This window comes from Pseudomonas sp. TH31, assembly GCF_016650815.1.
Classification (GTDB): domain Bacteria; phylum Pseudomonadota; class Gammaproteobacteria; order Pseudomonadales; family Pseudomonadaceae; genus Aquipseudomonas.
Window position 1 is genome coordinate 360,748 of sequence record NZ_JAEKEZ010000006.1, and the last position, 23,352, is coordinate 384,099.

Here is a 23,352-nt window from a genome sequence, read left to right on the forward strand (position 1 = left end):
GCCGATCAGCCACTACACCATCACCGCAAAGTTCAGCCTGAACTGCTGCGGCGTCACGCCCAGCCTGCGGTTGAACACGCTGCGCATGTGCTGGGCATCGCGAAACCCGCACTGGTACGCCACGGTCTTGAGCGGCGAACGCGTGCTTTCCAGCAGCACCCGCGCCGCATCCACCCTCGCCCGTTCGACGAACTCCGCCGGGGTCACTTTCGCGTCCTTGGCGAAGACCCGGGAAAAATTGCGGGCGCTCATGTTGGCCGCGCTGGCCAGGTCGGCGATGGTCAGGTCGCCATTGAGGTTGGCCAGCACATAGAGCTGCACCAGCGCCACCGCCGAAGTCGGTTCGGCATGCGGCGTGAGGAACGGGCTGAACTGCGATTGTCCGCCCGAGCGCTGGGTGAACACGACCAGGCGTTTGGCAACGCTGAGCGCGACTTCCGGGCCGTGATCACGCCCCAGCAGGTACAGCGACAGATCAATCCCCGCCGTGACCCCGGCCGAGGTATACAGCTCGGCGTCCTGCACGTACAAGCGATCAGCCTCCACCTGAGTCGACGGACACAATGCCGCCAACGCCGCTGCATCACCCCAATGTGTGGTGACGGTCCGCCCTTCGAGCAATCCCGCCCGGGCCAGCATGAACGCCCCATTGCAAATCGAACCAAACCGCCGCGCCCGCGCGCAGGCATCCCGCAGCCAGGCGTCGAACGCCGCACCGAAATCCATGAACGGCAACTGCGGCCCACCGGCCACCAGCAGCAAGTCATAAGCCTGCAGCGCTTCACTGAAATGCCGGTGAGCGTTCAAGGACAGGCCGTTGGAGCACGGCATCACCCCGCGCTCCACGCCGATCACTTCCAGCCGATAGTGATCCTCCGGCGCCAGAAAGCGATTGGCCTCGGCGAACACATCCATAGGCCCGGTGACGTCCAGCGACTGGACGCCGGAAAACACCACGATGGCGACGGTTTTTTGCATGGTTCGGGTTCACCTTGAATGTAAAAAAGATCGCAGCCTTCGGCAGCTCCTACAGGGGATCGCATACCAATGTAGGAGCTGCCGAAGGCTGCGATCTTTTCAGGAGTCCACGCCAACCCTAGCCAATCCAGCCCCAACAAGCGAGGTTGGCGCGATATGCACGCTCATTGGCCGGGATCGCAGCCACGGATCGTTTGTCCGCTTCCGGATGCAGGAACAGACTTTACCCATCAGCGCCGCCACGGCGTTCCCCATGAGGAAAGCACCATGAGCAGCATCATTGCCGGGATCAAAATCCCCGACAGCGCATTGGCCAAAGCCACCACCGAATACATCCGCGACGTCGAATCCGATCTGCTGTATCACCACTCGCGCCGGGTGTTTCTGTTCGGTGCCTTGAGCGGTGAACGCAAGCAACTGGCCTACAACCCGGAGTTGCTGTACGTCGGCGCGATGTTCCATGACTTGGGTCTGGTGGAAGGTCAGCGCAGTGATAACGAGCGTTTTGAAGTCGACAGTGCCAATGCCGCCAAGGCGTTCCTCAAGCCGTTCGGGCTGAGCGATGACGACATCGAACAAGTGTGGTTGTCGATTGCGCTGCACACCACGCCGGGCGTGCCGCAACACCTGCGGCCGAACGTGGCGCTGGTCACGGCGGGGGTCGAGATGGATGTGCTGGGCATCGATTACGCGGCATTCGCGACGGAACAACGCGAGGCGGTGGTGCACGCCCACCCGCGTGGCGAAGGGTTCAAGGAATGCATCCTGTGTGCGTTCGCCAACGGTTTCAAACACAAGCCGGACACCACATTCGGCACGGTGAACGCCGATGTGCTGGTGGACAGCGAACCGGGGTTCAAGCCGATGAACTTCGTCGAGATCATCCGCAAATCGCCTTGGGCTGCCTGACCCATAAAGTCAAAAGATCGCAGCCTGCGGCAGCTCCTACAGGTTTTGAGTACATCCGCAAAATGGCGGGTGTATCGATTTCTGTAGGAGCTGCCGCAGGCTGCGATCTTTGATCTACAGCAGTATTAAGCCGCTTCCGGCGCCTGCGCGCGACGCACGTCCGGTTGCTTCCAGGAATCGGCAGCACCTTCTTCGATCGCTTGCTGAATCGCCCGCTTGCGGCTTTCTTCGGCACGGCGGCTGAAGAACCAGACCATGAAGGTCACAATCGATACCGCCAGCAGGATCAGGCTGGCCACGGCGTTGATCTCAGGTTTCACACCCAGGCGCACCGCCGAGAACACTTCCATCGGCAGGGTCGTGGAACCCGGACCCGACACGAAGCTCGCCAACACCAGGTCATCCAGCGACAGCGCGAAGGACATCATCCCGCCCGCCGCCAGCGATGGCGCGATCATTGGGATGGTGATCAGGATGAACACCTTCCACGGCCGCGCGCCAAGGTCCATGGCCGCCTCTTCGATGGACAGGTCCAGCTCACGCAAGCGCGCCGACACCACCACCGCCACATACGCCGCACAGAACGTGGTGTGGGCGATCCAGATCGTGACGATGCCGCGTTCCCGGGGCCAACCGATCATCTGCGCCATGGCCACGAACAGCAGCAACAGCGACAGACCGGTGATCACTTCGGGCATTACCAACGGCGCGGTGACCAGGCCACCGAACAGCGTGCGGCCCTTGAAGCGGGTGATCCGGGTCAGGACGAACGCCGCCAGAGTGCCCAGCGCCACCGCCGCAATCGCGGTGTAGCAGGCGATCTCCAGCGAGCGCATCACCGAGCCCATCAGTTGGGTGTTGTCGAGCAGGCCGACGTACCACTTGATCGACCAGCCGCCCCACACCGTCACCAGCTTCGAGGCGTTGAACGAGTAGATCACCAGGATCAGCATCGGCGCGTAGATGAACAGCAAACCGAACACCAACATAAAGCTCGAGAAACTGAAGCGCTTCATTCCTTGCCCTCCATTTCTTTGGCCTGGCTACGGTTGAACAGGATGATGGGCACAATCAGGATCAACAGCATCACCACCGCCAGGGCAGACGCCACCGGCCAGTCACGGTTGTTGAAGAACTCTTGCCAGAGCACTTTACCGATCATCAGGGTTTCCGGGCCGCCGAGCAGTTCCGGGATCACGAACTCGCCCACCACCGGAATGAACACCAGCATGCAGCCGGCGATGATGCCGTTCTTGGACAGCGGAATGGTGATCTTCCAGAAGCTGTTGAAGGTACTCGAACCGAGGTCCGATGCGGCTTCCAGCAGGCTGTGGTCGTGCTTCACCAGGTTGGCGTACAGCGGCAGGATCATGAACGGCAGATAGGAGTAAACGACACCGATATAGACCGCCAGGTTGGTGTTGAGGATCTGCAGCGGCTCGTTGATCCAGCCCATGCTCATCAGGAAACCGTTGAGCAGACCGTTGTTGCTGAGGATGCCCATCCACGCGTAGACGCGGATCAGGATCGCGGTCCAGGTCGGCATCATGATCAGCAGCACCAGCACCGTTTGCAGCTCTTTACGGGCACTGGCGATGGCGTAGGCCATCGGGTAGCCGATCAGCAGGCAAAGGATGGTGCTGAAAAACGCCATCTTCAGCGAGCCGAGGTAGGCGGCGATGTACAACTCGTCGTCGCCGAGCATCGCGTAGTTGCCCAGGTTCAGCAGCACCTGGAGCTTCTGGTCGATGAAGCTGTAGATTTCGGTGTACGGCGGGATGGCCACGTCGGCTTCGGCGAAGCTGATCTTCAAGACGATGAAGAACGGCAGCATGAAGAACATGAACAGCCAGATGAACGGAACCCCGATGACCAGTTGGCGGCCACCGGGAATTATTCGATTGAGGCGGCGTTTGAATTTGCGCAGGTTCATGAGCGAAGTACCACGCCGCTGTCGTCTTCCCAGTACACGTAGACCTGGTCGCCCCAGGTCGGGCGCTGGCCACGGCGCTCGGCGTTGGCAACGAACGACTGCACCAGTTTGCCACTCGGCAATTCGACGTAGAACACTGAGTGGCCGCCGAGATAAGCGATGTCGTGGACTTTGCCGCTGGACCAGTTGTATTGGCAGGTCGGCATTTGGGCGGTGACCAGCAGTTTTTCCGGACGGATCGCGTAGGTGACCGACTTGTCCTGCACCGAGGTGCTGATGCCATGGCCGACGTAGATCTGGCGATCCAGGTCTTTGCAGGTGATGGTCGCGTGGCCTTCGGCGTCGTCGATCACTTCACCTTCGAAGATGTTGACGTTACCGATGAATTCGCAGACCAGGCGGCTGGTCGGGGTTTCGTAGATGTCGATCGGGCTGCCGATCTGGGCGATCCAGCCCAGGTGCATGATCGCGATGCGCTCGGCCATGGTCATGGCCTCTTCCTGATCGTGGGTCACCATGACGCAGGTTACGCCGACGCGCTCGATGATCTCGACCAGTTCCAGTTGCATTTGCGAACGCAGCTTTTTATCCAGTGCACCCATCGGCTCGTCGAGCAGCAACAGCTTCGGCCGCTTGGCCAACGAACGCGCCAAGGCCACCCGCTGACGCTGGCCACCGGACAACTGATGCGGCTTGCGCTTGGCGTACTGGCTCATCTGCACCAGCTTGAGCATTTCAGTCACGCGGGCATCGACTTCCGACGACGAGATCTTGTCCTGCTTGAGGCCGAAGGCAATGTTCTGCGCCACGGTCATGTGCGGGAACAAGGCGTAGGACTGGAACATCATGTTGATCGGTCGCTCGTACGGCGGCATCTCGGTGATGTCGACGCCGTCGAGGTAAATGCGCCCCTCCGTGGGCCGTTCAAACCCTGCGAGCATCCGCAGCAAGGTGGATTTGCCCGATCCCGAACCGCCGAGCAGGGCGAAGATCTCGCCTTTTTTGATTTCCAGGGACACATCGTCCACGGCAATCGTCTCGTCGAACTTCTTCGTGACCCGGTCGATTTTGACCAACACCTGTTTAGGTGATTGGTCGCCCTCGAGGGCTTTCTTATAGGCGCCGGAGGCAACTGCCATTTACGAAACTCCCAGAAAAAAGAGTGCAGTTCGCTCAAGGTGAGCCAACCTTGGATAGTTTGAGCCTTGAAGCTATTTACCCGACTTGACCTTGGTCCAGCTGCGGGTCATCAAACGTTGGATGTTCGGTGGTAACTCGACCGACACATAGGTCTTGTCGAGGACTGCTTGCGGTGGATAAACCGCTTCGTCGGTGCGGATGGACTGCTCCATCAGTTTGTCCGACCCCGGATTAGGGTTGGCATAGCCGACCGAATCACTGACCTGGGCAATCACCTCAGGTTTGAGCAAATAGTTGATGAACGCGTGGGCCTCTTTGACGTTGCTCGAATCCTTCGGGATCGCCAGCATGTCGAACCACAGTGCACCGCCCTCTTTCGGAATGACATAGGCGACGTTCACGCCTTTACCGGCTTCGGCTGCGCGGGACCGGGCCTGGAACATGTCACCGGAGAAACCGATCGCGATGCAGATGTCGCCGTTGGCCAGGTCCGAGATGTATTTGGACGAGTGGAAGTAGGTCACGTAAGGCCGCACCGCGAGCAGCTTGGCTTCGGCCTTTTTGTAGTCTTCGGGGTTGGTGCTGTTGGCGTTCAGGCCCATGTAGTTGAGGACCGTCGGCATCATTTCATCAGCCGAATCGAGGAACGCCACGCCGCAGCTGTGCAGTTTTTTGATGTTCTCTGGCTCAAACAGCACGCTCCAGGAATCGATCTTGTCGACACCGAGCACTGCCTTGATCTTGTCGACGTTGTAACCGATGCCGTTGGTACCCCACAGGTAAGGCACCGCGTACTGGTTACCCGGATCGTTTTGCTCCAGACGCTTGAGCAGCACCGGGTCGAGGTTGGCGTAGTTGGTCAGCTTCGAGCGGTCGAGCTTCTGGAACGCGCCGGCCTTGATCTGCTTGCCGAGGAAGTGGTTGGACGGCACGACCACGTCATACCCGGTACGCCCGGCCAGCAACTTGCCTTCCAGGGTTTCGTTGGAGTCGAACACGTCGTACACCGGCTTGATGCCGGTTGCTTTCTGGAAGTCCGCCAGTGTGGTCGGGCCGATGTAATCCGACCAATTATAAATATGCACCGTAGGGGCAGCCTGGACACTGACGGCAATCGTCAGCCCGGCGCCGACCAGCAGGGCATTGCGCAACAAAGAAAAAATAGGCAAGTGGTGGTCCTCTAAAATTAGTTGGGCCCAAGTTGCCCCGTGTTACATGACAGCCTTGGCTGCCCAACAACAAAACCGGCGCGCAACTTACCCTCGATAAACCGTTCCAGCAAAACTTTTATGCAGATACCTGTAGCAGCTGCCGAAGGCTGCGTTAAGGTCCGAAGGACCTTCCCGCGTTTTCAACGGCACAACTGCTTCGCCGTTGAACGCCGCCTGCGGCAGCTGCTACAGGGTTTAACGGCTTATTTACCGGATTTGATCTTGGTCCAACTGCGGGTCAGGTCACGCTGGGTGGCCGCTGGCAAATCAGCGATCGCATACAGCTTGGCCTGCACTTCGGCGGACGGGTAGATGCCCGGGTCCGAAGTGATTTCCTTGTTCACGTACTGAGTTGCTTCGGCGTTACCGTTAGGGAAGCGCACGGCGTTGGTGATGTCGGCCATCACTTTCGGCTGCAACAGGTAGTTCATGAACTTGTAGGCACCGTCGACGTTTTCCGCGTCTTTCGGAATAGCGACCATGTCGTAGAAGCTGCCAGCGCCTTCTTTTGGAATGGCGTAGCTGACTTTCACTTTGTCACCGGCCTCAGCAGCGCGGGACTTGGCTTGCTGGACGTCACCCGAGTAACCGACGGCTACGCAGATGTTGCCGTTGGCCAGGTCCGAGATGTACTTGGACGAGTGGAAGTAGGTGACCGAAGGACGAATCTTCAGGAACAGATCTTCGGCTTTCTTGATGTCTTCTTTCTTCTGGCTGTCGGTAGGCAGGCCCAGGTAGTGCAGCGCGACCGGCAGCATTTCGGTCGGCGAATCGAGGAAGCTCACGCCGCAGCCTTTGAGCTTGGCGATGTTTTCAGGCTTGAACAGGATGTCCCAGGAATCGATCGTGTCGACGCCCAGCGCAGCCTTGACCTTCTCGGGGTTGTAACCGATACCGATCGAGCCCCACATGTACGGGAAGGCGTGTTTGTTGTCCGGGTCGCTGATGGACACCGCTTTAAGCAGCGATTTGTTCAGGTTGCCGTAGTTGGACAGCTTGGACTTGTCCAGCTCCTGGTAAACCCCGGCCTTGATCTGCTTGGCGAGGAAGTTGTTCGACGGCACGACGACGTCGTAGCCGGACTTGCCTGCCAGCAACTTGGCTTCGAGGGTTTCGTTGCTGTCGAAAACGTCGTACACCACCTTGATCCCGGACTCTTTCTCGAAGTTCGCGATGGTGTCCGGTGCGATGTAATCGGACCAGTTGTAGATATGCAGCACCTTGTCATCGGCCTGTACTGCACCCGCCATCACGCCCATCAGGGACATGGCGAGGAGGGTCTTGCCAGCTATCTTCATACCTAATGCCTTCATGGGTAATGCTCCAATTTTTTCTTTTTAACCACGTGCTCAGCGGCCTGTTACTGGGCATCCGAACAAACGGTAGTCTGGCAAGTTACAAGGCAGGCTTTCAAGGAAAGACCCATCCTTTGTTTGCTCCGGGCGAAGTGCCGACTTCGCACCCCGCCCAGAGCCTAGCACTTAGGCCTGCAACGCACTCAGGGTCAGGTCCAGGCACTTGCGCGCCTTGGCCACCAGCTCATCGATTTCAGCCGGTGTAATCACCAGTGGCGGAGCAATGATCATGGTGTCGCCCACGGCACGCATGATCAGGCCGTTGTCGAAGCAGAACGTGCGGCAAATCATGCCGACGCCCTTCCCTTCGTAACGCTTGCGAGTGGCCTTGTCCTGGACCAGTTCGATGGCCCCCAACAGACCAACGCCGCGCACTTCCCCCACCAACGGGTGATCGCTCAGTTCCCGTAGACGCTTTTGCAAATAGGGTGCCGTTTCTGCGTGAACGCGCTCGATAATTTTTTCTTCGCGCAGGATACGGATGTTTTCCAGTGCCACCGCCGCAGCCACCGGGTGACCGGAATAGGTGAAGCCGTGGTTGAAATCGCCGCCCTCATTGAGCACCGCCACCACGTCGTCACGCACGATCAGGCCACCCATCGGGATGTAGCCGGACGTCAGGCCTTTGGCGATGGTCATCATGTCGGGCTTGAGGTCGTAGTAATCGCTACCGAACCACTCACCGGTACGGCCGAAACCGCAGATCACTTCGTCGGCCACGAACAGAATGTCGTACTTGGCGAGGATTTCCTTGATGCGCGGCCAGTAGCTTTCAGGCGGAACGATCACGCCACCGGCACCCTGGATGGGTTCGGCAATAAAGGCACCGACGTTGTCCACGCCGACTTCCAGAATCTTCTCTTCCAGCTGATTGGCGGCCCAGATCCCGAATTCTTCCGGGCTCATGTCGCCACCTTCACCGAACCAGTACGGCTGGGCGATGTGGACAATGCCCGGGATCGGCAAGTCGCCTTGTTCGTGCATGTAAGTCATGCCACCCAGGCTCGCGCCAGCCACGGTGGAACCGTGATAGCCGTTCTTGCGGCTGATGATGACTTTCTTCTTCGGCTGGCCTTTGATCGCCCAGTAGTGGCGAACCATGCGCAGCATGGTGTCGTTGCCTTCGGAACCGGAACCGGTGAAGAACACGTGGTTCATGCCTTGCGGTGCGATGTCGGCGATGGCTTTGGCCAGTTCCAGCACCGGCGGGTGAGCGGTCTGGAAGAACAGGTTGTAATAAGGCAGCTCGCGCATTTGTTTGCTGGCCGCGTCGGCCAGTTCGTCACGACCGTAACCGATGGCAACGCACCACAGGCCGGCCATGCCGTCGAGGATCTTGTTGCCTTCGCTGTCCCAGAGGTAAACGCCCTTGGCGCTGGTGATGATGCGCGGGCCTTTCTCTTTAAGCTGTTTGAAGTCGCTGAACGGCGCCAGGTGGTGATCGTTGCTCAGGGCCTGCCATTCACGGGTTTGCGGGTTATTGCTGGTCATGCGAATTCTCCTTGTTATTGGTTAGAGCGCCGCCAAAAGCAGCGGCGCCCGGCGTATCAGACGGCGAAGAGCAGGAATTCCCGCTCCCACGAACTGATCACGCGCTTGAAGTTTTCATGCTCGGCCCGCTTGACCGCGACGTAGCCAGTAATGAATTTCTTGCCCAGGTATTTCTCGATGGTCGCGCTGTGTTCCATCCGGTCCAGCGCGTCTTCGATGGTCAGTGGCAGGCGCAGATTGCGGCGTTCATAGCCTCGACCCACCACCGGCGCACTCGGGTTCAAGCCTTCGACCATGCCGACATAACCGCAGAGCAGGCTCGCGGCAATCGCCAGGTACGGGTTGGCGTCGGCGCCCGGCAGGCGGTTTTCCACCCGACGGTTTTGCGGGCCGGCATCCGGCACCCGCAGGCCCACGGTTCGGTTCTCTTCGCCCCATTCCACGTTCACCGGTGCCGAGGTGTCCGGCAGGAAGCGGCGGAACGAGTTGACGTTCGGGGCGAACAGCGGCAACAGCTCCGGGATCAGCTTCTGCAAGCCACCGATGTGGTGCAGGAACAACTGGCTCATGGTCCCGTCTTCATTAGAGAAGACGTTCCTGCCGGTCTCGATGTCGATGATGCTTTGGTGCAAGTGCATCGCACTGCCCGGCTCGCCGGTCATGGGCTTGGCCATGAAGGTCGCCGCCACGTTGTGCTTGAGCGCGGCTTCGCGCATGGTGCGCTTGAACACCAGGATCTGGTCGGCCAGGGACAGGGCATCGCCGTGACGGAAGTTGATTTCCATCTGCGCCGTGCCGTCCTCGTGGATCAGCGTGTCGAGGTCCAGCTCCTGCAGTTCGCACCAGTCATAGACGTCTTCGAACAGCGGATCGAACTCGTTCGCCGCTTCAATCGAGAACGACTGGCGACCGGTTTCCGGGCGACCGGAACGGCCAATCGGCGGTTGCAGCGGGAAGTCCGGGTCTTCACAACGCTTGGTCAGGTAAAACTCCATTTCCGGCGCCACGATCGGCTGCCAGCCCCTGTCGGCATAGAGTTTCAGGACCTTCTTGAGCACGTTGCGCGGCGACAGCTCGATCGGGTTGCCTTGCTTGTCGTAGGTATCGTGGATCACCTGAGCGGTGGGCTCGATAGCCCACGGCACCAGGAACACCGCGTTTTGGTCGGGGCGGCAGATCATGTCGATGTCGGCCGGGTCGAGCAGTTCGTAATAGATGTCGTCTTCGACGTAGTCGCCGGTCACGGTCTGCAACAGAACACTCTCGGGCAGGCGCATGCCTTTTTCAGCAATGAACTTGTTGGTCGGCGAAATCTTGCCCCGGGTGATCCCGGTCAAGTCGGCGATCATGCATTCGACTTCTGTGATCTTGTGGTCTTTCAACCAATCGGTGAGCTGGTCGAGGTTGTTACTCATAAATGCCTCTAGGCTGAGTTTCCTGACTCTTATAAGTCAGGCATTGTTTGACGCGTCGGCGTCGCGTGATACAGATTGCCACTGCAATGGCCGGGCACAAATACCCGTCGCAACCCTGGAGAGGGTCAGCGAAAGCGTAGATGCGCGTGCAGAATCATGAGCAGGGCCAAGCGTATTGGCTGGGCTGCCAGGCAGAAACGGTTCTATATTGGAGGGAGCGCCGGTAAAGAGAATGCCGTCCAGACCGTCCAGAATATCGGACGGGGCCAGCAAATCCGCCAAGGACGGAATAATCAACGGCAGGCCATTGGCAACTGAAGCCACGGCATGTACGTATTTGTCGCCACTGATGTGATAAGCATGCAGACCGATCTGCCTGGAGCAGATGGTGACGCCGATTAACGGCAGGCGAGACATGAAGCACCCCGGTATTATTGCTGTTATGGGTTTGAATCGAGCTTAGCCTTGTTCATTTTTTTACACAACACCCCCGTAAAAAATACAACACGGCCCGCTCAAGCCCGCGGACGCCAAAGCGTTCAAAGGCAAAAAAACGCCCCAAAGTGCCTCAAAAAAGCCCTGCGAGCGCTTTTTTAGGGCAAAAAAGGCCTCGCTTGACTTCGGCATGCCGTTCGGGTTGACTGAAACCCGAAGAGATCAATGATTGATATTTTTAACAACAAAGGTGTTGCATCATGTCGGTACCCCCGCGTGCCGTTCAGCTTAACGAAGCGAACGCGTTCCTTAAGGAACATCCTGAGGTTCTGTACGTTGACCTTCTGATTGCGGATATGAATGGTGTGGTGCGCGGCAAGCGCATTGAACGCACCAGCCTCCACAAGGTTTACGAGAAAGGCATCAACCTGCCGGCCTCTCTATTTGCTCTGGATATCAATGGCTCTACGGTGGAAAGCACCGGCCTGGGTCTGGACATCGGCGATGCTGACCGAATCTGCTATCCAATCCCCGACACCCTGTGCAATGAGCCCTGGCAGAAGCGCCCTACCGCGCAACTGTTAATGACCATGCACGAAATCGAAGGTGAACCTTTCTTCGCCGATCCTCGCGAAGTCTTGCGTCAAGTCGTGACCAAGTTCGATGACCTGGGTCTGACGATCTGCGCCGCGTTCGAACTGGAGTTCTACCTGATCGACCAGGAGAACGTTAACGGTCGACCGCAACCGCCTCGTTCGCCGATCTCCGGCAAACGCCCGCATTCGACACAGGTCTACCTGATCGACGACCTCGACGAATACGTCGACTGCCTCCAGGACATTCTGGAAGGTGCGAAAGAGCAAGGCATCCCGGCCGACGCCATCGTCAAGGAAAGTGCCCCGGCGCAGTTCGAAGTGAACCTGCACCACGTGGCCGACCCGATCAAGGCTTGCGACTACGCGGTATTGCTCAAGCGCCTGATCAAGAACATCGCCTACGACCATGAGATGGACACCACCTTCATGGCCAAGCCTTACCCAGGCCAGGCGGGTAACGGTCTGCACGTGCACATTTCGATTCTCGACAAAGACGGCAAGAATATTTTTGCCAGTGAGGATCCCGAGCAGAACGCCGCATTGCGTCACGCGATCGGCGGTGTGCTCGAGACCCTACCGGCGCAGATGGCTTTCCTCTGCCCGAACGTCAACTCGTACCGTCGTTTCGGCGCACAGTTCTATGTGCCGAACTCGCCGTGCTGGGGCCTGGACAACCGCACCGTAGCGATTCGCGTACCGACCGGCTCTTCCGATGCCGTACGTATCGAACACCGCGTTGCCGGCGCCGATGCCAACCCGTACCTGTTGATGGCGTCGGTCCTGGCCGGTATTCACCACGGCCTGACCAACAAGATCGAGCCGGGCGCGCCCGTAGAAGGCAACTCCTACGAGCAGAACGAGCAAAGCCTGCCGAACAACCTGCGCGATGCATTGCGTGAGCTGGACGACAGCGAAGTCATGGCCAAGTACATCGATCCGAAATACATCGATATCTTTGTGGCCTGCAAGGAAAGTGAGCTGGAGGAGTTCGAACACTCCATCTCCGACCTTGAGTACAACTGGTACCTGCATACCGTTTAAGCGGTTGCGGTAAAAAAGAAACGCCGTCGGCCTTACAGCTTGCGGCGTTTTTTTATGGCCGCCTGCGGCGGATCGCGGGCAAGCCATGCTCCTACAGGTTTTGTGTCGAACCAAAAATCCGTTGACCAACACGATCCCGTAGGAGCAAGGCTTGCCCGCGATGGCGTCTGGGCAGACAACACACAACCCGCCTCGTACAATGCCCGCTGCCCCGCAGGAGATTCCAATGACGCGCCCCGCCCCTATTCGCAAACCCCGCGCACGCAGCCAGGCGCGGATCGACTCGATACTCGATGCCGCCCGCACGCTGCTGGCCGCCGAGGGCGTGGCCAGCCTGTCGATCTACAGCGTCGCCGAGCGCGCGCAGATCCCGCCGTCCTCGGTCTACCACTTCTTCGCCAGTGTCCCGGCCCTGCTCGAAGCCTTGACCGCCGACGTCCACGCGGCATTCCGCGCCTGCCTGCAAGCACCGATCAACCAGGAAACCCTCCACGGCTGGCGTGACCTGTCGCGACTGGTGGAACAGCGCATGCTCGACATCTACGGCGAAGACGCGGCCGCCCGCCAACTGATCCTCGCCCAGCACGGCCTGACCGAAGTCACCCAGGCCGACCGCCAGCACGACATCGAACTGGGCGACCTGATGCACAAACTGTTCAACCATCACTTCGAGCTGCCAAGACTGCCGATCGATGTCGACGTGTTTGCCTTGGCCATGGAGCTGGGGGATCGGGTGTATGCGCGCTCGGTGCAGTTGCATGGGCAGATCACACCGCGCATGGCTGAGGAAGGGATGCGGGTGTTTGATGCGTATCTGGGGCTGTACCTGCCGCCGTATTTATCGAAGCGGTCAGTTGCAAGCTGATGCTTAATAATTTTTCCCGCCAGTTGGTTTCCCGCGTCTTTCTTCAAATGACCGGAGTAATATTTTATCAATGGAGTGATCTGGTGACTTCTTGACAATCAGACTCGCCCTATCACGGGAGGGCAGTATGTTTTCAACTAGGTTTTTAAAGTTGACTCGATTCCAAGTATCGCACGCCATTGAAACAGCTTCATCGTCCGTCAAGTATTTGAACTTGTTGAAGTAAGATTCAGAAGACTGAAAGGCCGTATTCTTAAGCTGGACAAACCGTTCGAGATACCACTTTTTGATTGACTCTGCTGAGGCATCGATATAAATGGAAAAGTCTACAAAATCCAAAATATTCAAGCCCGGGTTTTTATTCTCCTGCAAAACATTCAATCCTTCTAAAACAATAATGTCGGACGCCTGGACTTGCTGCATTTCGTTGGGAAGTATGTCGTATCGTACATGAGAATATATCGGGATCTGAACCGCTTGCCCTTCATGGCGCACCAAGTGCAAAAAATCAAGAAGACTAGATGTATCGTATGACTCCGGAAACCCCTTTCTATGCAGAATATTTTTCTCCTCTAGCGTCGCCAGAGGGAAGAGAAATGAGTCAGTGGTTACCAATTGCACACTTGGCGAACCAGGCCAGGATGATAAGAGTGCCGACAACACCCTGGCGAAGCTGCTTTTGCCTACCGCGACACTACCGGATATACCGATAACATAGGGTTGCTTGAGGAACGGTACGCCCATAAATTCGGCGTGTACCCGACTGAAAGACTGAGCGGAAGCAGAATGCAGATTCAGCAGGCGCGACAGAGGAAGTAATATATTCATTACCTCCTCCGTAGTGATGGGCTGAGTAGCACTATTCAGCGCGCTCATTTCCGAAGAAGATAGACTCGTCGCCACCTCATCCCGAAAGGAGGACCACTGCTCGCGACTAAACTCCCAATACCCGTGATGGGCTTGGGAAAACGCTAATGCATCCTGCTGTATCCTCATATTCTTCCTGTATATGGCTAGCACAAAGCAGGAAACATATCAGATCTGATCGTTGTATCCAAATCGATACTTCGCAAACCCCTCAGGAAAAACACGATGCTCATGAGGATTTATCCAGACGCGATGCAATAACCTGTTCGTCGCTACGTTAGGGCTGCTCACAAACGGCGTACGCGCGTGTAAGGTAGCGTTGTTGTCGTAAAAGACAATATCGCCAGGCTCCATTTTAAAAGAAACATAATTAGCCGGATCCTCACATAACCGAGTAAAAAGTGCGAGCGCGTCGAGTTCGGCTTTACTCGGCTTGAGCCGCATTTTTTCAAGTCCAGGCAAAACATAATCGCTCAAATAAAAGCGACAACTCAGCTTATTATCTTTATGATAAAAAACCGAATTGCGATAAGCAGGAGGTAATCCGAGATTTTCTTCGCCGCGGTTATCGTATAAAAAACCATGATAGAAAAGTGATAAAAATTCTTTATGTTCTGCTAGGATCAAATTGTGGATATTACCAGCACTGACCACCAACGAGTCACCGCCTTCTTGCGAGTTATGAATACACAACAGGCCCGTAATGTCTGATGAATCACTGTGAAAACTCAAACCCTGATCTGTGTTATAAGCTCGCACGTTCAAATCAGCCAAAGTACCAGACATCTTATTTGATACACTAACAACTTTATCACCCTTGTGATTTTGTGAAACCAACGTACCAATTCGACTGGAGAGTGCAAGATAAAAACGCAGCAATTGTTCTTCGCTATAGTCTTGAGTCGACAAACCTTTCAACACCGCAAAACCCTGCCCGCTCTCGCAAATATCGGTGATACAGACTGCAAGATCCCTAATTGCGTCGTGGCTCTCGAATGATGTATCCGATGTTTCCAGCAGTGCATGCCATTCACCTACAAAAAAATCGCTCAATTTGAGAAGTGATTCTTTTGAATCATAGGTTTTTGACGTCCAGCAGTGGCGACCTTCCATTTTATTCAGCAACATACTTGAATCTCCCTAAGCTCTCCCATCTTGAGGTGGGCATCCTTACAGACCGCTTCTACTCTGATGTATTAGCCACTCAAATCAAAAATTTAGTACAACTGAAGGAACTTGAATTCGCATGGGTAACATCTCATGCGAATCAAGTGAGTCAAAAGGATTAGTGTTATGCAGTAGCGCTGTAGGACGACGGGTGAAAAATATCAACATATCACGAGTTGCCTCTTGGCTTTTATCTAAAGCGTAGACCGGCGACAGACTATGTTTTTTTTCGCTATCCATAATTAACAAAGTGTCGAGAAAGTGCCTGTGCTGAACTTTTCCCAGCAGATAGTACTCGCGAGCATTATCCCAACTGACACCGTTGTCCTCCCGCGCATCATGGATAAAGGTAACAGCACTGTCAGACGACATATTCTTCGTTCCCAACAAGGTAGTCATCGTATGTTCCACGCCATCACTATGCACCCCCTCAAGTGCCGGCTCACCTAGTAAATTCGGCGTGGTGAGTGTCCTGAGGTTAAACACGGTGCAGACATTACGATGCCGATCCGGAAGCAGATTTTTCCGGGGATGGATATAAACTTTATTAATAATCATAGATTTGATACAAAGCAACGCCTGAAACGCCGTATTCAATTGTAGGTCATCATTTATTTCATCGAAGGACCTTAGTTTATTTGAATCGAAGCGGACAAAATCCTCATCGTGCGAAAGTACGAAAGGCTGATACTCTAGCCTGGAGATACTGGAGCGATGATAGTCAAACAAAAACCGACCATTTCGCGATTTCCTGAAAGGCAGCGTGGGATCAGATTGCAGATTCTCACTAACGCGCTGCAACGACGCGATATCGGAGTCGCTTGCGCCAAGACAACGAAGATAACCCTGCAACTTATGACCTTCAATAAAAATAAATCGATCACGTATATATCGAGTTCTCAACTGCGCGAGCTCAATACAGATCCAAGTCGGCAAATTATTCATGATCGCTCATCCCGAATATAAGTTTTTTTCATTCGCCAAACATGAAATGCCTTGGCGGAACATGACTGGCCAGATGTAAGCACGCTCCTAAGCATCCGTCACCTGTACCTTGAGGCAGGTTGTCATTGCCGGTACGTTTATGACATAAATTTTCCAATGTCTCGGCACAAAGAAGGCGTCTAAGAAGACGACAAACGAGTTTTTATCATCGTTTTCTACTCTTCTTATGATGGCCTCCGTCGAGATGAAGGCTCTCACAAGGTAACTTGTGCACCTATGAATATATACTGGGATATCTATAAATGCGCACTGTTCTGCACGCCAAGCTTCATAACGCCATTGTGACCGAGGCGAACCTTGCTTACGTTGGATCCATTACCATCGACCAAAATATTCTGGACAAAGTTGATATTTGGGCCGGCGAAAGAGTCATGGTCGTTTCAAACACGTCTGGGGCGAGACTGGAAACCTACGTCATTTCAGGGGAACGAGGTAAAAAAGACATTTGCGTGAACGGTGCGGCAGCACACCTTATTGGTAAGGATGAGCAAGTCATCATTATGGCCTTCCGGACCAGCGACAAACCTGTTGAAGCAATGGTCGCGATATTGGATAAAACCAATACTGTTATCCAGATGCTTCATGAAAAACCCAACATGGTAGCTCCTGTCTAACACCGCAACGATCCTGCTGACTATGGAATTAAAGCCATGACGCTTTCTAATTATCACGCTATCAGCTTTGACTGCTTCGGAACGTTGGTCGACTGGGAGTCCGGTATTATCAATGCCTTGCGAAATGCCAGTGATGATAAACTTGAGCTGGTTTCCGATGCACAACTAATAGCTTGCTTCCTCAAACAGGAATCTACGATTCTTGCCGACGCACCGGGCATACCATATCCGGTGGCACTGGGTAAAACGTACGCGAGCATCCTAGCCGAACTCGAAAAACCTTGCGACACGATTCAAGCGATGCGTTTTGGAAGCTCTGTCGGTGAATGGCCAATATTCAACGATACGATCAAGGCGTTGGCATATCTTCAGCGCCATCATAAATTGATAATTTTATCCAATATCGATGACGCCTCAATCGAAGCGACCAAAACCCGACTGCTTTGTAACTTCTACCGCACCTATACGGCGCAGGCAATCGGTTCATTCAAGCCTGCCCTTAACAACTTTGATTACTTAGTTCGTCACCTCGAAGAGCTCGGTATTAAAAAACAAGAATTATTGCACGTGAGCGTCAGCAGGTTTCACGACATCGAACCCGCCGCCGTGACCGGTATTGACACAGTATGGATTAACCGCGCTAACACCTTGAACGGGACATTGTCCATTCAAGCCGAGTTCTCCCCGAGTATTGAGCCAACCTATAAATTTAGGTCACTTGCAGAAATGGTCAACGAGCACAAAGCGGGATACTAATACCCGCCCCTTTTATTTATATGAGAAATGATAATGGACGTCATCCAAACCATTAATGAATTGAGAACCCGCCTGAAGCGGGAGCGTAATAGCGGAAACAGTATAAGCTTTATTTCAACAATGGGAGCCTTGCACGCAGGCCATATCAGTCTGGTGTTGCATGGAAAAGGTATCAGTGATATTACCGTCGCCGGGATTTTCCTTAACCCTTCTCACTTTGTCGAAGGAGAAGACTATGACAAGTATCCACGGACGCTCGAGATCGATTGCTCTAAGCTAGAAGCCTCCGGTTGCGATATTGTGTTCGCGCCTTCCGTCAAGGAAATATACCCACTTGGACTGAGCTACCAGGCAACTGTCGAAGTTCCATTTCTGAGTGAGAGATTCTGCGGCAAAACACGGCCGCATTTTTTCAATGCAATCGCGACAGTTGTCACTAAGCTTCTAAATATAGTTCAACCAGATTTCGCCTTGTTTGGCGAGAAAGACTTTCAACAGCTGGCAGTTTGCCGCCGCCTGGTGGAGACATTAAATATTCCAACTCAAGTCGTTGGAGTTCCGACCGTCAGGGATGATAACGGTTTAGCCTTGAGCTCACGAAATGGGTATTTGAATGAGGCCGAAATAGAGCAAGCTTCTCATCTTTACCAAGTTTTACTCAATGCCAAACGGAAAATCCTAGAACACTCATCAAACTACTCCGAAATCGAGAGCGAAGCCATAGAGGCCTTGACCCGATTTGGTTTCACCCCCGACTATTTCAGTTTCGCCGATGCACTGACGCTTGAGCCGGCATCTGATGATACAACTAATGTAGTCATCCTCTGCGCGGTTTATCTCGACTCCGTGCGCTTGATTGATAATATCTCCTTCTCAAAATAAAAAATCGGTACACCTGCGTTTATTTGATCCTTCACCCAAGATCAGGTCTTTTGGCCTGAACTTTAACTAGTTGAATACATACCAAACTCAGTAAGGCTTACCTATGAACAGGCTCCTTCTAGCAGACGTTCTTGCAATTTGCGAACGTATCGGTATCTTCAGGTCTTCGTGTTCGATATACGGAGGTATGCCTGGCCTCTTCGACTATGGCCCCTTAGGTGCTGAAATAAAAATCCACCTAAGAAAGGCATGGTGGCAAGCAGTTGTCTACGGCAGGAATGATGTTCATGGTATCGAGTCAGCGCTTCTAACCTCGCCCTTATTGCATGAACACTCCGGCTTTCTTGGGGCCAACTATGAAGAGTTTGGCGTATTCGAGACCCTAATCAGAGATAAGAACAACAACTTAACTGCTTGTCACTTACGGGTAACAACTGCCCAGCATAGCTACGCCAACTTTGATAATATTGTGGGATGGAACAACCCCTCTCTTCCATTTGGTATTGCACAGATAGGCAAAGCCTTTCGTAACGAACAACAAGTGACCGACTTTCCCGTGCGCATGAGGGAGTTCGAGCAGATGGAACTTCAGTATTTTGTTCCCGCCGAAAACTCCCGAGAGTGGCACGACTTCTGGCTAAAGCAAAGACTGAATTGGTGGGAGCAGCAGGGAATCAGCTTACAGAATCTGCTCGTGGATGATGTAGTTGGTAGCGAATTGGCACATTACTCTAGTAAAACCTATGACATTCATTATAAACAACCTAATGGGGATATCTTTGAAATAGAAGGTATTGCCGATCGTGGCGACTATGATTGCGGCTCTCACAGCGGATCTCAAGACAAACTTAACATTCGTTCTTCGGTCCTGCCAAACAGCGTATCCACTGCACTCATGGCCATAACACAACCAGACACTGGAGCATTAGTTGCACCTTCTGCCATTGAGCCTGCTGCAGGCGTGGATCGGGGATTGATGGCAGTTCTCTTCGAATCGTTTACCCGCGTTCATTCACCCGATGGCACAAGCCGAATCGTACTGCGGATCAAGCCACATTTGGCACCTATCAAAGCATGCTTATATATTTCAAACTCGGATGCGCACCTATCTATAGAAATGGCGAATGTAATAAAACACAGATTACAACGTCTCGCAGCAGGGAAGATTGTTATAACGATTGGCGACGACAAGCAAGAAACGACAATACATCATGACGAAGTCGGCACTCCGTTTTTCCTCACCCTCGAAGATAACATGCTGAGCGAGAACATAATTATCGTTAGAGAAAGAGATACGGGAATCACAGAGCAAATGTCCTTAGTGCAGTTTTATACTCTTTTTGAGTCAACCTATTTCTAACTTCGGCAATAGCGCTTCATTCAGTTAACGCTGCGCCCACAGCGTTAACTTTAGCCAGCTGCCAAGGCGAAAATTATAATAATGAAAGAAACCAAAATTAGACGCCATCATGACACAGCACACGAGGAAGCATTAGCTCGCGTCAGAATCCAGCTGTGCCTGAGCAATGTAAAAAGCCAAAAACTTATAATTTTTTATTTATCCATTCTCGCAATGCTTTTTGTTACGAATGATATTTCTCAACCGTCGACAACATCCAGCAACCATCCCATATACTTGGCATTATCCGTTGTATTTGTTTGTGCCTCGACCGCCCTTTTACGTCGAGAGCGCCGCGCCGAAGAGAAGGCCTGCCGTGACTTGTCTCTTTATCTCTCTACACTACCTGGACCAACAACACTGCTATCTTATAAGTATATCCAGCATCTCAGGGTTCATATACTTAATATTGAATGCCATGATCGAGATAAATACACTTTGCATTATATCGTTCAACTATCTGCTGAGGCTGGCCTGGAGATTATCGAATCAAGAAAGCATGGACCTCACTACCACTAAACAGAACCAGCGTTATGACCCCCCTGCCTCTGGCGCTTAGCTAATCCTCAGCCCCTTCACAGGGACAATATTCAGCCCTATATAAAAAACTACGACTACATACTCTAATCAGTCACTCACATCAGGTTACCCCTATATGGATATAGATAACAAACCATACGACAACAACTCAACCGAGTTGATTTCGCGTGTCCAAACAAATCTTGAACTTGAGCTGAGACGTAAAGGTTTTCGGCGCTTCACCTACTTTATTGCAAGAAAAGCAAATATTCGAAAAGCCTTCCTAATGAGCAACTTCCCCCTCCACTGGATAAAACAATATAAACTGGGGAGCCTTCACCTTACAGATCCTATCATTCAATTCGGACTTCGTGCGACTGCGCCCTATTCCTCCGCTGAAATCCAATCTATGACAGCCGCAGCATTTAAGTTTTTCGAGAAAGTAAAACGCTACCCTATTACCGACGGTTATTGCTTTACACTTCATGATGCCAACGGCTGTTTCTCACTCCTTAGTGTTTGCAACAGGTTGGACCCTGCGCGCGGCCACCTCCTCGAACAGCATAAAGCCGAGTTGCAGATGCTGCTCATCCGAGTCCATCAACTGATGGTCGCCAGCCCGCAATTACTGGATCTCATATTTGATGAAAATTCGACCAAGCCACTGACTCAACGTGAACACGAAATTCTGAAATGGGCGAGCATCGGCAAGACTTATTCTGAAATCTCTCTAATAACCAGCATTAGCGTACGCACGGTAAAGTTTCACATGCGCAACATTGTAGAAAAACTTGATGTTGCCAATGCCAAGCATGCTATATCCAAGGCTCAACAAGATGGTCTGTGTCTGCAGATATATTAGAGGTACTTGGACGCTGCACATAAAAAACCCCGAAGGGCTTGCACCGTCCAGGGCTGTATGTGACGCATCAATCACAACTTCGCGATCGACACCTCGGTCGATTTCACGAACGCGATCACTTCGCTGCCGACCACCAGTTCCAGCTCTTTCACCGAGCGAGTGGTGATGACAGAAGTGACGATGCCGGAAGCGGTCTGTACGTCGATTTCCGACAGCACGTCACCCAGCACGATTTCCTTGATCGAGCCTTTGAACTGGTTACGAACGTTGATGGCTTTGATAGTCATGATGTTGATTCCTGTCGTTGAGATGAGACGTGAGTTATTGCGCCCAGCGCAGTTGCGTAGGCAATGGTGAAACAGGTTCCGGTTCCGGCGGTTCGCCGGGCAGTGACAGCACGCGATTGAGGACTTCGGTTTCCAGCGCCGCCAGCCTATGGGAGCCACGTACCCGAGGGCGCGGCAGTTCCACGTGCAGGTCGAGGCCGACTTCACCCTCTTCGATCAGGATCACCCGATCGGCAATGGCCACCGCTTCACTGACGTCGTGGGTCACCAGCAACACGGTGAAGCCGTGCTTTTGCCAGAGCCGTTCGATCAGTTGCTGCATTTCAATTCGGGTCAGGGCATCGAGGGCGCCCAGGGGCTCGTCCAGCAACAGCAAGCGCGGTTGGTGGATCAGCGCGCGGGCCAGGGCCACACGTTGCTTCTGGCCACCGGACAAGGCCGCCGGCCACTCATTGGCGCGATCCGCCAGGCCTACCGACTCCAACGCATCCAGTGCTTGTGGCCGCCAGTTGCCCTTGAGCCCGAGGCCGACGTTGTCGATAACTTTTTTCCACGGCAGCAGACGCGCTTCCTGGAACATCAATCGCGTGTCTTCCCGGGCATCACTCAGCGGTGCAGAACCGGCGAGCAATTCGCCGCCCGTCGGCAGGTCGAGACCGGCGAGCAAGCGCAGCAAAGTGCTTTTGCCGCAACCGCTGCGACCGACCACGGCGACGAATTGACCGGCCGGAATGTGCAGATCGATCTCGCGCAGCACTTGCCGCGAACCAAAGGTCTTTTGCAGCTTGCGCACCGCCAGCGGGATCCCGCGCAGCAGGCGTGGAGGTTGTTGAGCAGTCATGCGGCACCTCCTTTAGCGACCTGATACGCCGGATGCCAGCGCAACCACACCCGTTCAAGTCCTCGGGCCGCGAGGTCGGCCAGTTTGCCGAGCACCGCGTACAACAGAATCGCCAGCACCACCACGTCGGTCTGCAAGAACTCCCGGGCATTCATCGCCAGGTAGCCGATGCCGGAACTCGCGGAAATGGTTTCGGCAACGATCAACGTCAGCCACATAAAGCCCAGCGCGAAACGCACACCGACCAGAATCGACGGCAACGCTCCCGGCAGGATCACCTGGCGGAACAGACTGAAACCGGACAAGCCATAACTGCGCGCCATCTCCACCAGCGCCGGATCGACGTTGCGGATGCCGTGATAGGTATTGAGGTAGATCGGGAACAACGTGCCCAGAGCCACCAGGAAAATCTTCGCCGACTCATCGATGCCAAACCACAGGATCACCAGCGGAATCAGCGCCAGGTGCGGCACGTTGCGGATCATCTGCACCGAACTGTCGAGCAAGCGTTCGCCCCACTTCGACAAGCCGGTGATAAAGCCCAACGCCAGACCAATGCCGCCGCCAATGGTGAAACCCAGCGCCGCGCGCCAGCCACTGATGGCGAGGTGGGTCCAGATTTCGCCGCTGCGCACCAGGCTCACGCCGGCTTCGATCACCGCGATGGGCGCCGGCAGAATCCGCGTCGACAACCAGCCCGCCGACACCGATAACTGCCACACCGCCAGCAACAACACCGGCAACGCCCAGGGCGCGAGGGTGTGGATAATTTTCTTCATGGCGG

The 23,352-nt window shown here is 54.4% G+C and carries 23 protein-coding genes and 1 pseudogene; 9 read left to right on the top strand and 15 right to left on the bottom strand.

Features of this window, described 5'->3' with window-relative positions; translation table 11 throughout:
* Positions 1-12: 12 nt before the first annotated feature.
* Complete coding sequence (locus JFV26_RS04770) at positions 13-978, bottom strand: GlxA family transcriptional regulator (RefSeq protein WP_201190187.1); 966 nt, start codon at positions 976-978, stop codon at positions 13-15.
* A 267-nt stretch (positions 979-1,245) separates the two neighbouring features.
* On the opposite strand from JFV26_RS04770, the gene JFV26_RS04775 reads away from it, so the two are divergent.
* Entirely contained in the window at positions 1,246-1,887 is a 642-nt protein-coding gene (locus tag JFV26_RS04775) for an HD domain-containing protein (RefSeq protein WP_201190189.1), read from the top strand.
* A gap of 125 nt (positions 1,888-2,012) precedes the next feature.
* Here the strand turns inward: JFV26_RS04775 and JFV26_RS04780 are convergent, their stop codons facing one another.
* The 8 genes and pseudogenes from JFV26_RS04780 to JFV26_RS04815 all read right to left on the bottom strand — a co-directional run.
* The gene (locus JFV26_RS04780) at positions 2,013-2,903 is read right to left on the bottom strand and encodes an ABC transporter permease subunit (protein ID WP_201190191.1); all 891 of its coding nucleotides are present in this window, start codon (positions 2,901-2,903) and stop codon (positions 2,013-2,015) included.
* Positions 2,900-3,820, bottom strand: a complete 921-nt coding sequence (locus tag JFV26_RS04785; protein WP_207203841.1) for an ABC transporter permease subunit — start codon at positions 3,818-3,820, stop codon at positions 2,900-2,902. Before JFV26_RS04785 ends, JFV26_RS04780 begins: the two co-directional genes overlap by 4 nt.
* Positions 3,817-4,959: an ABC transporter ATP-binding protein gene (locus tag JFV26_RS04790; RefSeq protein WP_201190193.1), complete on the bottom strand. Its 1,143-nt coding sequence runs from the start codon at positions 4,957-4,959 to the stop codon at positions 3,817-3,819. The genes JFV26_RS04785 and JFV26_RS04790 overlap by 4 nt, the downstream gene beginning before the upstream one ends.
* Positions 4,960-5,031: 72 nt before the next feature.
* Positions 5,032-6,129 carry a polyamine ABC transporter substrate-binding protein gene (locus JFV26_RS04795; protein ID WP_201190195.1) on the bottom strand — a complete coding sequence of 366 codons (1,098 nt, stop codon included), beginning with the start codon at positions 6,127-6,129 and terminating at the stop codon, positions 5,032-5,034.
* Positions 6,130-6,374: 245 nt separating this feature from the next.
* Positions 6,375-7,469, bottom strand: a complete 1,095-nt coding sequence (locus tag JFV26_RS04800; RefSeq protein ID WP_201190677.1) for a polyamine ABC transporter substrate-binding protein — start codon at positions 7,467-7,469, stop codon at positions 6,375-6,377.
* Between the two features lie 183 nt (positions 7,470-7,652).
* Positions 7,653-9,017 (bottom strand): aspartate aminotransferase family protein, encoded by a 1,365-nt coding sequence (locus tag JFV26_RS04805; RefSeq protein WP_201190197.1) that lies wholly within the window; start codon positions 9,015-9,017, stop codon positions 7,653-7,655.
* A 56-nt stretch (positions 9,018-9,073) separates the two neighbouring features.
* On the bottom strand, positions 9,074-10,432 hold the full coding sequence (locus tag JFV26_RS04810; protein WP_201190199.1) for a glutamine synthetase family protein: 1,359 nt from the start codon (positions 10,430-10,432) through the stop codon (positions 9,074-9,076).
* A gap of 99 nt (positions 10,433-10,531) precedes the next feature.
* Positions 10,532-10,849: pseudogene (locus JFV26_RS04815) on the bottom strand (gamma-glutamyl-gamma-aminobutyrate hydrolase family protein); the annotation flags it as partial.
* A gap of 278 nt (positions 10,850-11,127) precedes the next feature.
* On the opposite strand from JFV26_RS04815, the gene JFV26_RS04820 reads away from it, so the two are divergent.
* Together JFV26_RS04820 and JFV26_RS04825 are read left to right on the top strand one after the other, a co-directional pair.
* A complete protein-coding gene (locus tag JFV26_RS04820; RefSeq protein WP_201190203.1) occupies positions 11,128-12,504 on the top strand; it encodes a glutamine synthetase family protein in 1,377 nt (458 codons plus the stop codon).
* A 226-nt stretch (positions 12,505-12,730) separates the two neighbouring features.
* Positions 12,731-13,369, top strand: a complete 639-nt coding sequence (locus tag JFV26_RS04825) for a TetR/AcrR family transcriptional regulator (RefSeq protein ID WP_201190205.1) — start codon at positions 12,731-12,733, stop codon at positions 13,367-13,369.
* A 3-nt stretch (positions 13,370-13,372) separates the two neighbouring features.
* Here the strand turns inward: JFV26_RS04825 and coaA are convergent, their stop codons facing one another.
* From coaA to JFV26_RS04840, 3 genes are all read right to left on the bottom strand, one after another.
* Positions 13,373-14,365, bottom strand: a complete 993-nt coding sequence (gene coaA / locus JFV26_RS04830; RefSeq protein WP_201190207.1) for a type I pantothenate kinase — start codon at positions 14,363-14,365, stop codon at positions 13,373-13,375.
* A 39-nt stretch (positions 14,366-14,404) separates the two neighbouring features.
* Complete coding sequence (locus JFV26_RS04835; RefSeq protein WP_201190209.1) at positions 14,405-15,364, bottom strand: TauD/TfdA family dioxygenase; 960 nt, start codon at positions 15,362-15,364, stop codon at positions 14,405-14,407.
* 81 nt (positions 15,365-15,445) lie between these two features.
* Complete coding sequence (locus JFV26_RS04840; RefSeq protein ID WP_201190211.1) at positions 15,446-16,348, bottom strand: 2OG-Fe dioxygenase family protein; 903 nt, start codon at positions 16,346-16,348, stop codon at positions 15,446-15,448.
* Positions 16,349-16,650: 302 nt separating this feature from the next.
* Here JFV26_RS04840 and panD point away from each other — a divergent pair, with 302 nt between their 5' ends.
* The 6 genes from panD to JFV26_RS04870 all read left to right on the top strand — a co-directional run bounded on the left by panD (position 16,651) and on the right by JFV26_RS04870 (position 21,440).
* Positions 16,651-17,022 carry an aspartate 1-decarboxylase gene (gene panD / locus JFV26_RS04845; protein ID WP_201190219.1) on the top strand — a complete coding sequence of 124 codons (372 nt, stop codon included), beginning with the start codon at positions 16,651-16,653 and terminating at the stop codon, positions 17,020-17,022.
* A 36-nt stretch (positions 17,023-17,058) separates the two neighbouring features.
* The gene (locus tag JFV26_RS04850) at positions 17,059-17,778 is read left to right on the top strand and encodes an HAD family hydrolase (RefSeq protein ID WP_201190221.1); all 720 of its coding nucleotides are present in this window, start codon (positions 17,059-17,061) and stop codon (positions 17,776-17,778) included.
* Between the two features lie 33 nt (positions 17,779-17,811).
* Positions 17,812-18,660 carry a pantoate--beta-alanine ligase gene (gene panC / locus JFV26_RS04855; RefSeq protein ID WP_201190223.1) on the top strand — a complete coding sequence of 283 codons (849 nt, stop codon included), beginning with the start codon at positions 17,812-17,814 and terminating at the stop codon, positions 18,658-18,660.
* Positions 18,661-18,847: 187 nt separating this feature from the next.
* Entirely contained in the window at positions 18,848-20,020 is a 1,173-nt protein-coding gene (locus tag JFV26_RS04860) for an aminoacyl--tRNA ligase-related protein (RefSeq protein ID WP_201190225.1), read from the top strand.
* A gap of 81 nt (positions 20,021-20,101) precedes the next feature.
* Positions 20,102-20,578: a hypothetical protein gene (locus JFV26_RS04865; RefSeq protein WP_201190227.1), complete on the top strand. Its 477-nt coding sequence runs from the start codon at positions 20,102-20,104 to the stop codon at positions 20,576-20,578.
* A gap of 136 nt (positions 20,579-20,714) precedes the next feature.
* A complete protein-coding gene (locus JFV26_RS04870) occupies positions 20,715-21,440 on the top strand; it encodes a LuxR family transcriptional regulator (protein WP_201190229.1) in 726 nt (241 codons plus the stop codon).
* A 71-nt stretch (positions 21,441-21,511) separates the two neighbouring features.
* On the opposite strand, the gene JFV26_RS04875 is transcribed toward JFV26_RS04870, so the two are convergent.
* From JFV26_RS04875 to ssuC, 3 genes are read right to left on the bottom strand one after another with little or no spacing between them, the layout of a single operon-like run.
* A complete protein-coding gene (locus JFV26_RS04875) occupies positions 21,512-21,727 on the bottom strand; it encodes a TOBE domain-containing protein (protein ID WP_003229256.1) in 216 nt (71 codons plus the stop codon).
* A gap of 34 nt (positions 21,728-21,761) precedes the next feature.
* On the bottom strand, positions 21,762-22,568 hold the full coding sequence (gene ssuB, locus JFV26_RS04880; protein WP_201190231.1) for an aliphatic sulfonates ABC transporter ATP-binding protein: 807 nt from the start codon (positions 22,566-22,568) through the stop codon (positions 21,762-21,764).
* Positions 22,565-23,347: an aliphatic sulfonate ABC transporter permease SsuC gene (gene ssuC, locus JFV26_RS04885; protein WP_201190233.1), complete on the bottom strand. Its 783-nt coding sequence runs from the start codon at positions 23,345-23,347 to the stop codon at positions 22,565-22,567. Before ssuC ends, ssuB begins: the two co-directional genes overlap by 4 nt.
* Positions 23,348-23,352: the final 5 nt, after the last annotated feature.

Excerpts from the sequence above, each read along its gene's own strand:
- JFV26_RS04770 (WP_201190187.1), bottom strand. The coding sequence starts at position 978 with ATGCAAAAAACCGTCGCCATCGTGGTGTTTTCCGGCGTCCAGTCGCTG.
- JFV26_RS04775 (WP_201190189.1), top strand. The coding sequence starts at position 1,246 with ATGAGCAGCATCATTGCCGGGATCAAAATCCCCGACAGCGCATTGGCC.
- JFV26_RS04780 (WP_201190191.1), bottom strand. The coding sequence starts at position 2,903 with ATGAAGCGCTTCAGTTTCTCGAGCTTTATGTTGGTGTTCGGTTTGCTG.
- JFV26_RS04785 (WP_207203841.1), bottom strand. The coding sequence starts at position 3,820 with ATGAACCTGCGCAAATTCAAACGCCGCCTCAATCGAATAATTCCCGGT.
- JFV26_RS04790 (WP_201190193.1), bottom strand. The coding sequence starts at position 4,959 with ATGGCAGTTGCCTCCGGCGCCTATAAGAAAGCCCTCGAGGGCGACCAA.
- JFV26_RS04800 (WP_201190677.1), bottom strand. The coding sequence starts at position 7,469 with ATGAAGATAGCTGGCAAGACCCTCCTCGCCATGTCCCTGATGGGCGTG.
- JFV26_RS04805 (WP_201190197.1), bottom strand. The coding sequence starts at position 9,017 with ATGACCAGCAATAACCCGCAAACCCGTGAATGGCAGGCCCTGAGCAAC.
- JFV26_RS04810 (WP_201190199.1), bottom strand. The coding sequence starts at position 10,432 with ATGAGTAACAACCTCGACCAGCTCACCGATTGGTTGAAAGACCACAAG.
- JFV26_RS04820 (WP_201190203.1), top strand. The coding sequence starts at position 11,128 with ATGTCGGTACCCCCGCGTGCCGTTCAGCTTAACGAAGCGAACGCGTTC.
- JFV26_RS04825 (WP_201190205.1), top strand. The coding sequence starts at position 12,731 with ATGACGCGCCCCGCCCCTATTCGCAAACCCCGCGCACGCAGCCAGGCG.
- coaA (WP_201190207.1), bottom strand. The coding sequence starts at position 14,365 with ATGAGGATACAGCAGGATGCATTAGCGTTTTCCCAAGCCCATCACGGG.
- JFV26_RS04835 (WP_201190209.1), bottom strand. The coding sequence starts at position 15,364 with ATGTTGCTGAATAAAATGGAAGGTCGCCACTGCTGGACGTCAAAAACC.
- JFV26_RS04840 (WP_201190211.1), bottom strand. The coding sequence starts at position 16,348 with ATGAATAATTTGCCGACTTGGATCTGTATTGAGCTCGCGCAGTTGAGA.
- panD (WP_201190219.1), top strand. The coding sequence starts at position 16,651 with ATGCGCACTGTTCTGCACGCCAAGCTTCATAACGCCATTGTGACCGAG.
- JFV26_RS04850 (WP_201190221.1), top strand. The coding sequence starts at position 17,059 with ATGACGCTTTCTAATTATCACGCTATCAGCTTTGACTGCTTCGGAACG.
- panC (WP_201190223.1), top strand. The coding sequence starts at position 17,812 with ATGGACGTCATCCAAACCATTAATGAATTGAGAACCCGCCTGAAGCGG.
- JFV26_RS04860 (WP_201190225.1), top strand. The coding sequence starts at position 18,848 with ATGCCTGGCCTCTTCGACTATGGCCCCTTAGGTGCTGAAATAAAAATC.
- JFV26_RS04865 (WP_201190227.1), top strand. The coding sequence starts at position 20,102 with ATGAAAGAAACCAAAATTAGACGCCATCATGACACAGCACACGAGGAA.
- JFV26_RS04870 (WP_201190229.1), top strand. The coding sequence starts at position 20,715 with ATGGATATAGATAACAAACCATACGACAACAACTCAACCGAGTTGATT.
- JFV26_RS04875 (WP_003229256.1), bottom strand. The coding sequence starts at position 21,727 with ATGACTATCAAAGCCATCAACGTTCGTAACCAGTTCAAAGGCTCGATC.
- ssuB (WP_201190231.1), bottom strand. The coding sequence starts at position 22,568 with ATGACTGCTCAACAACCTCCACGCCTGCTGCGCGGGATCCCGCTGGCG.
- ssuC (WP_201190233.1), bottom strand. The coding sequence starts at position 23,347 with ATGAAGAAAATTATCCACACCCTCGCGCCCTGGGCGTTGCCGGTGTTG.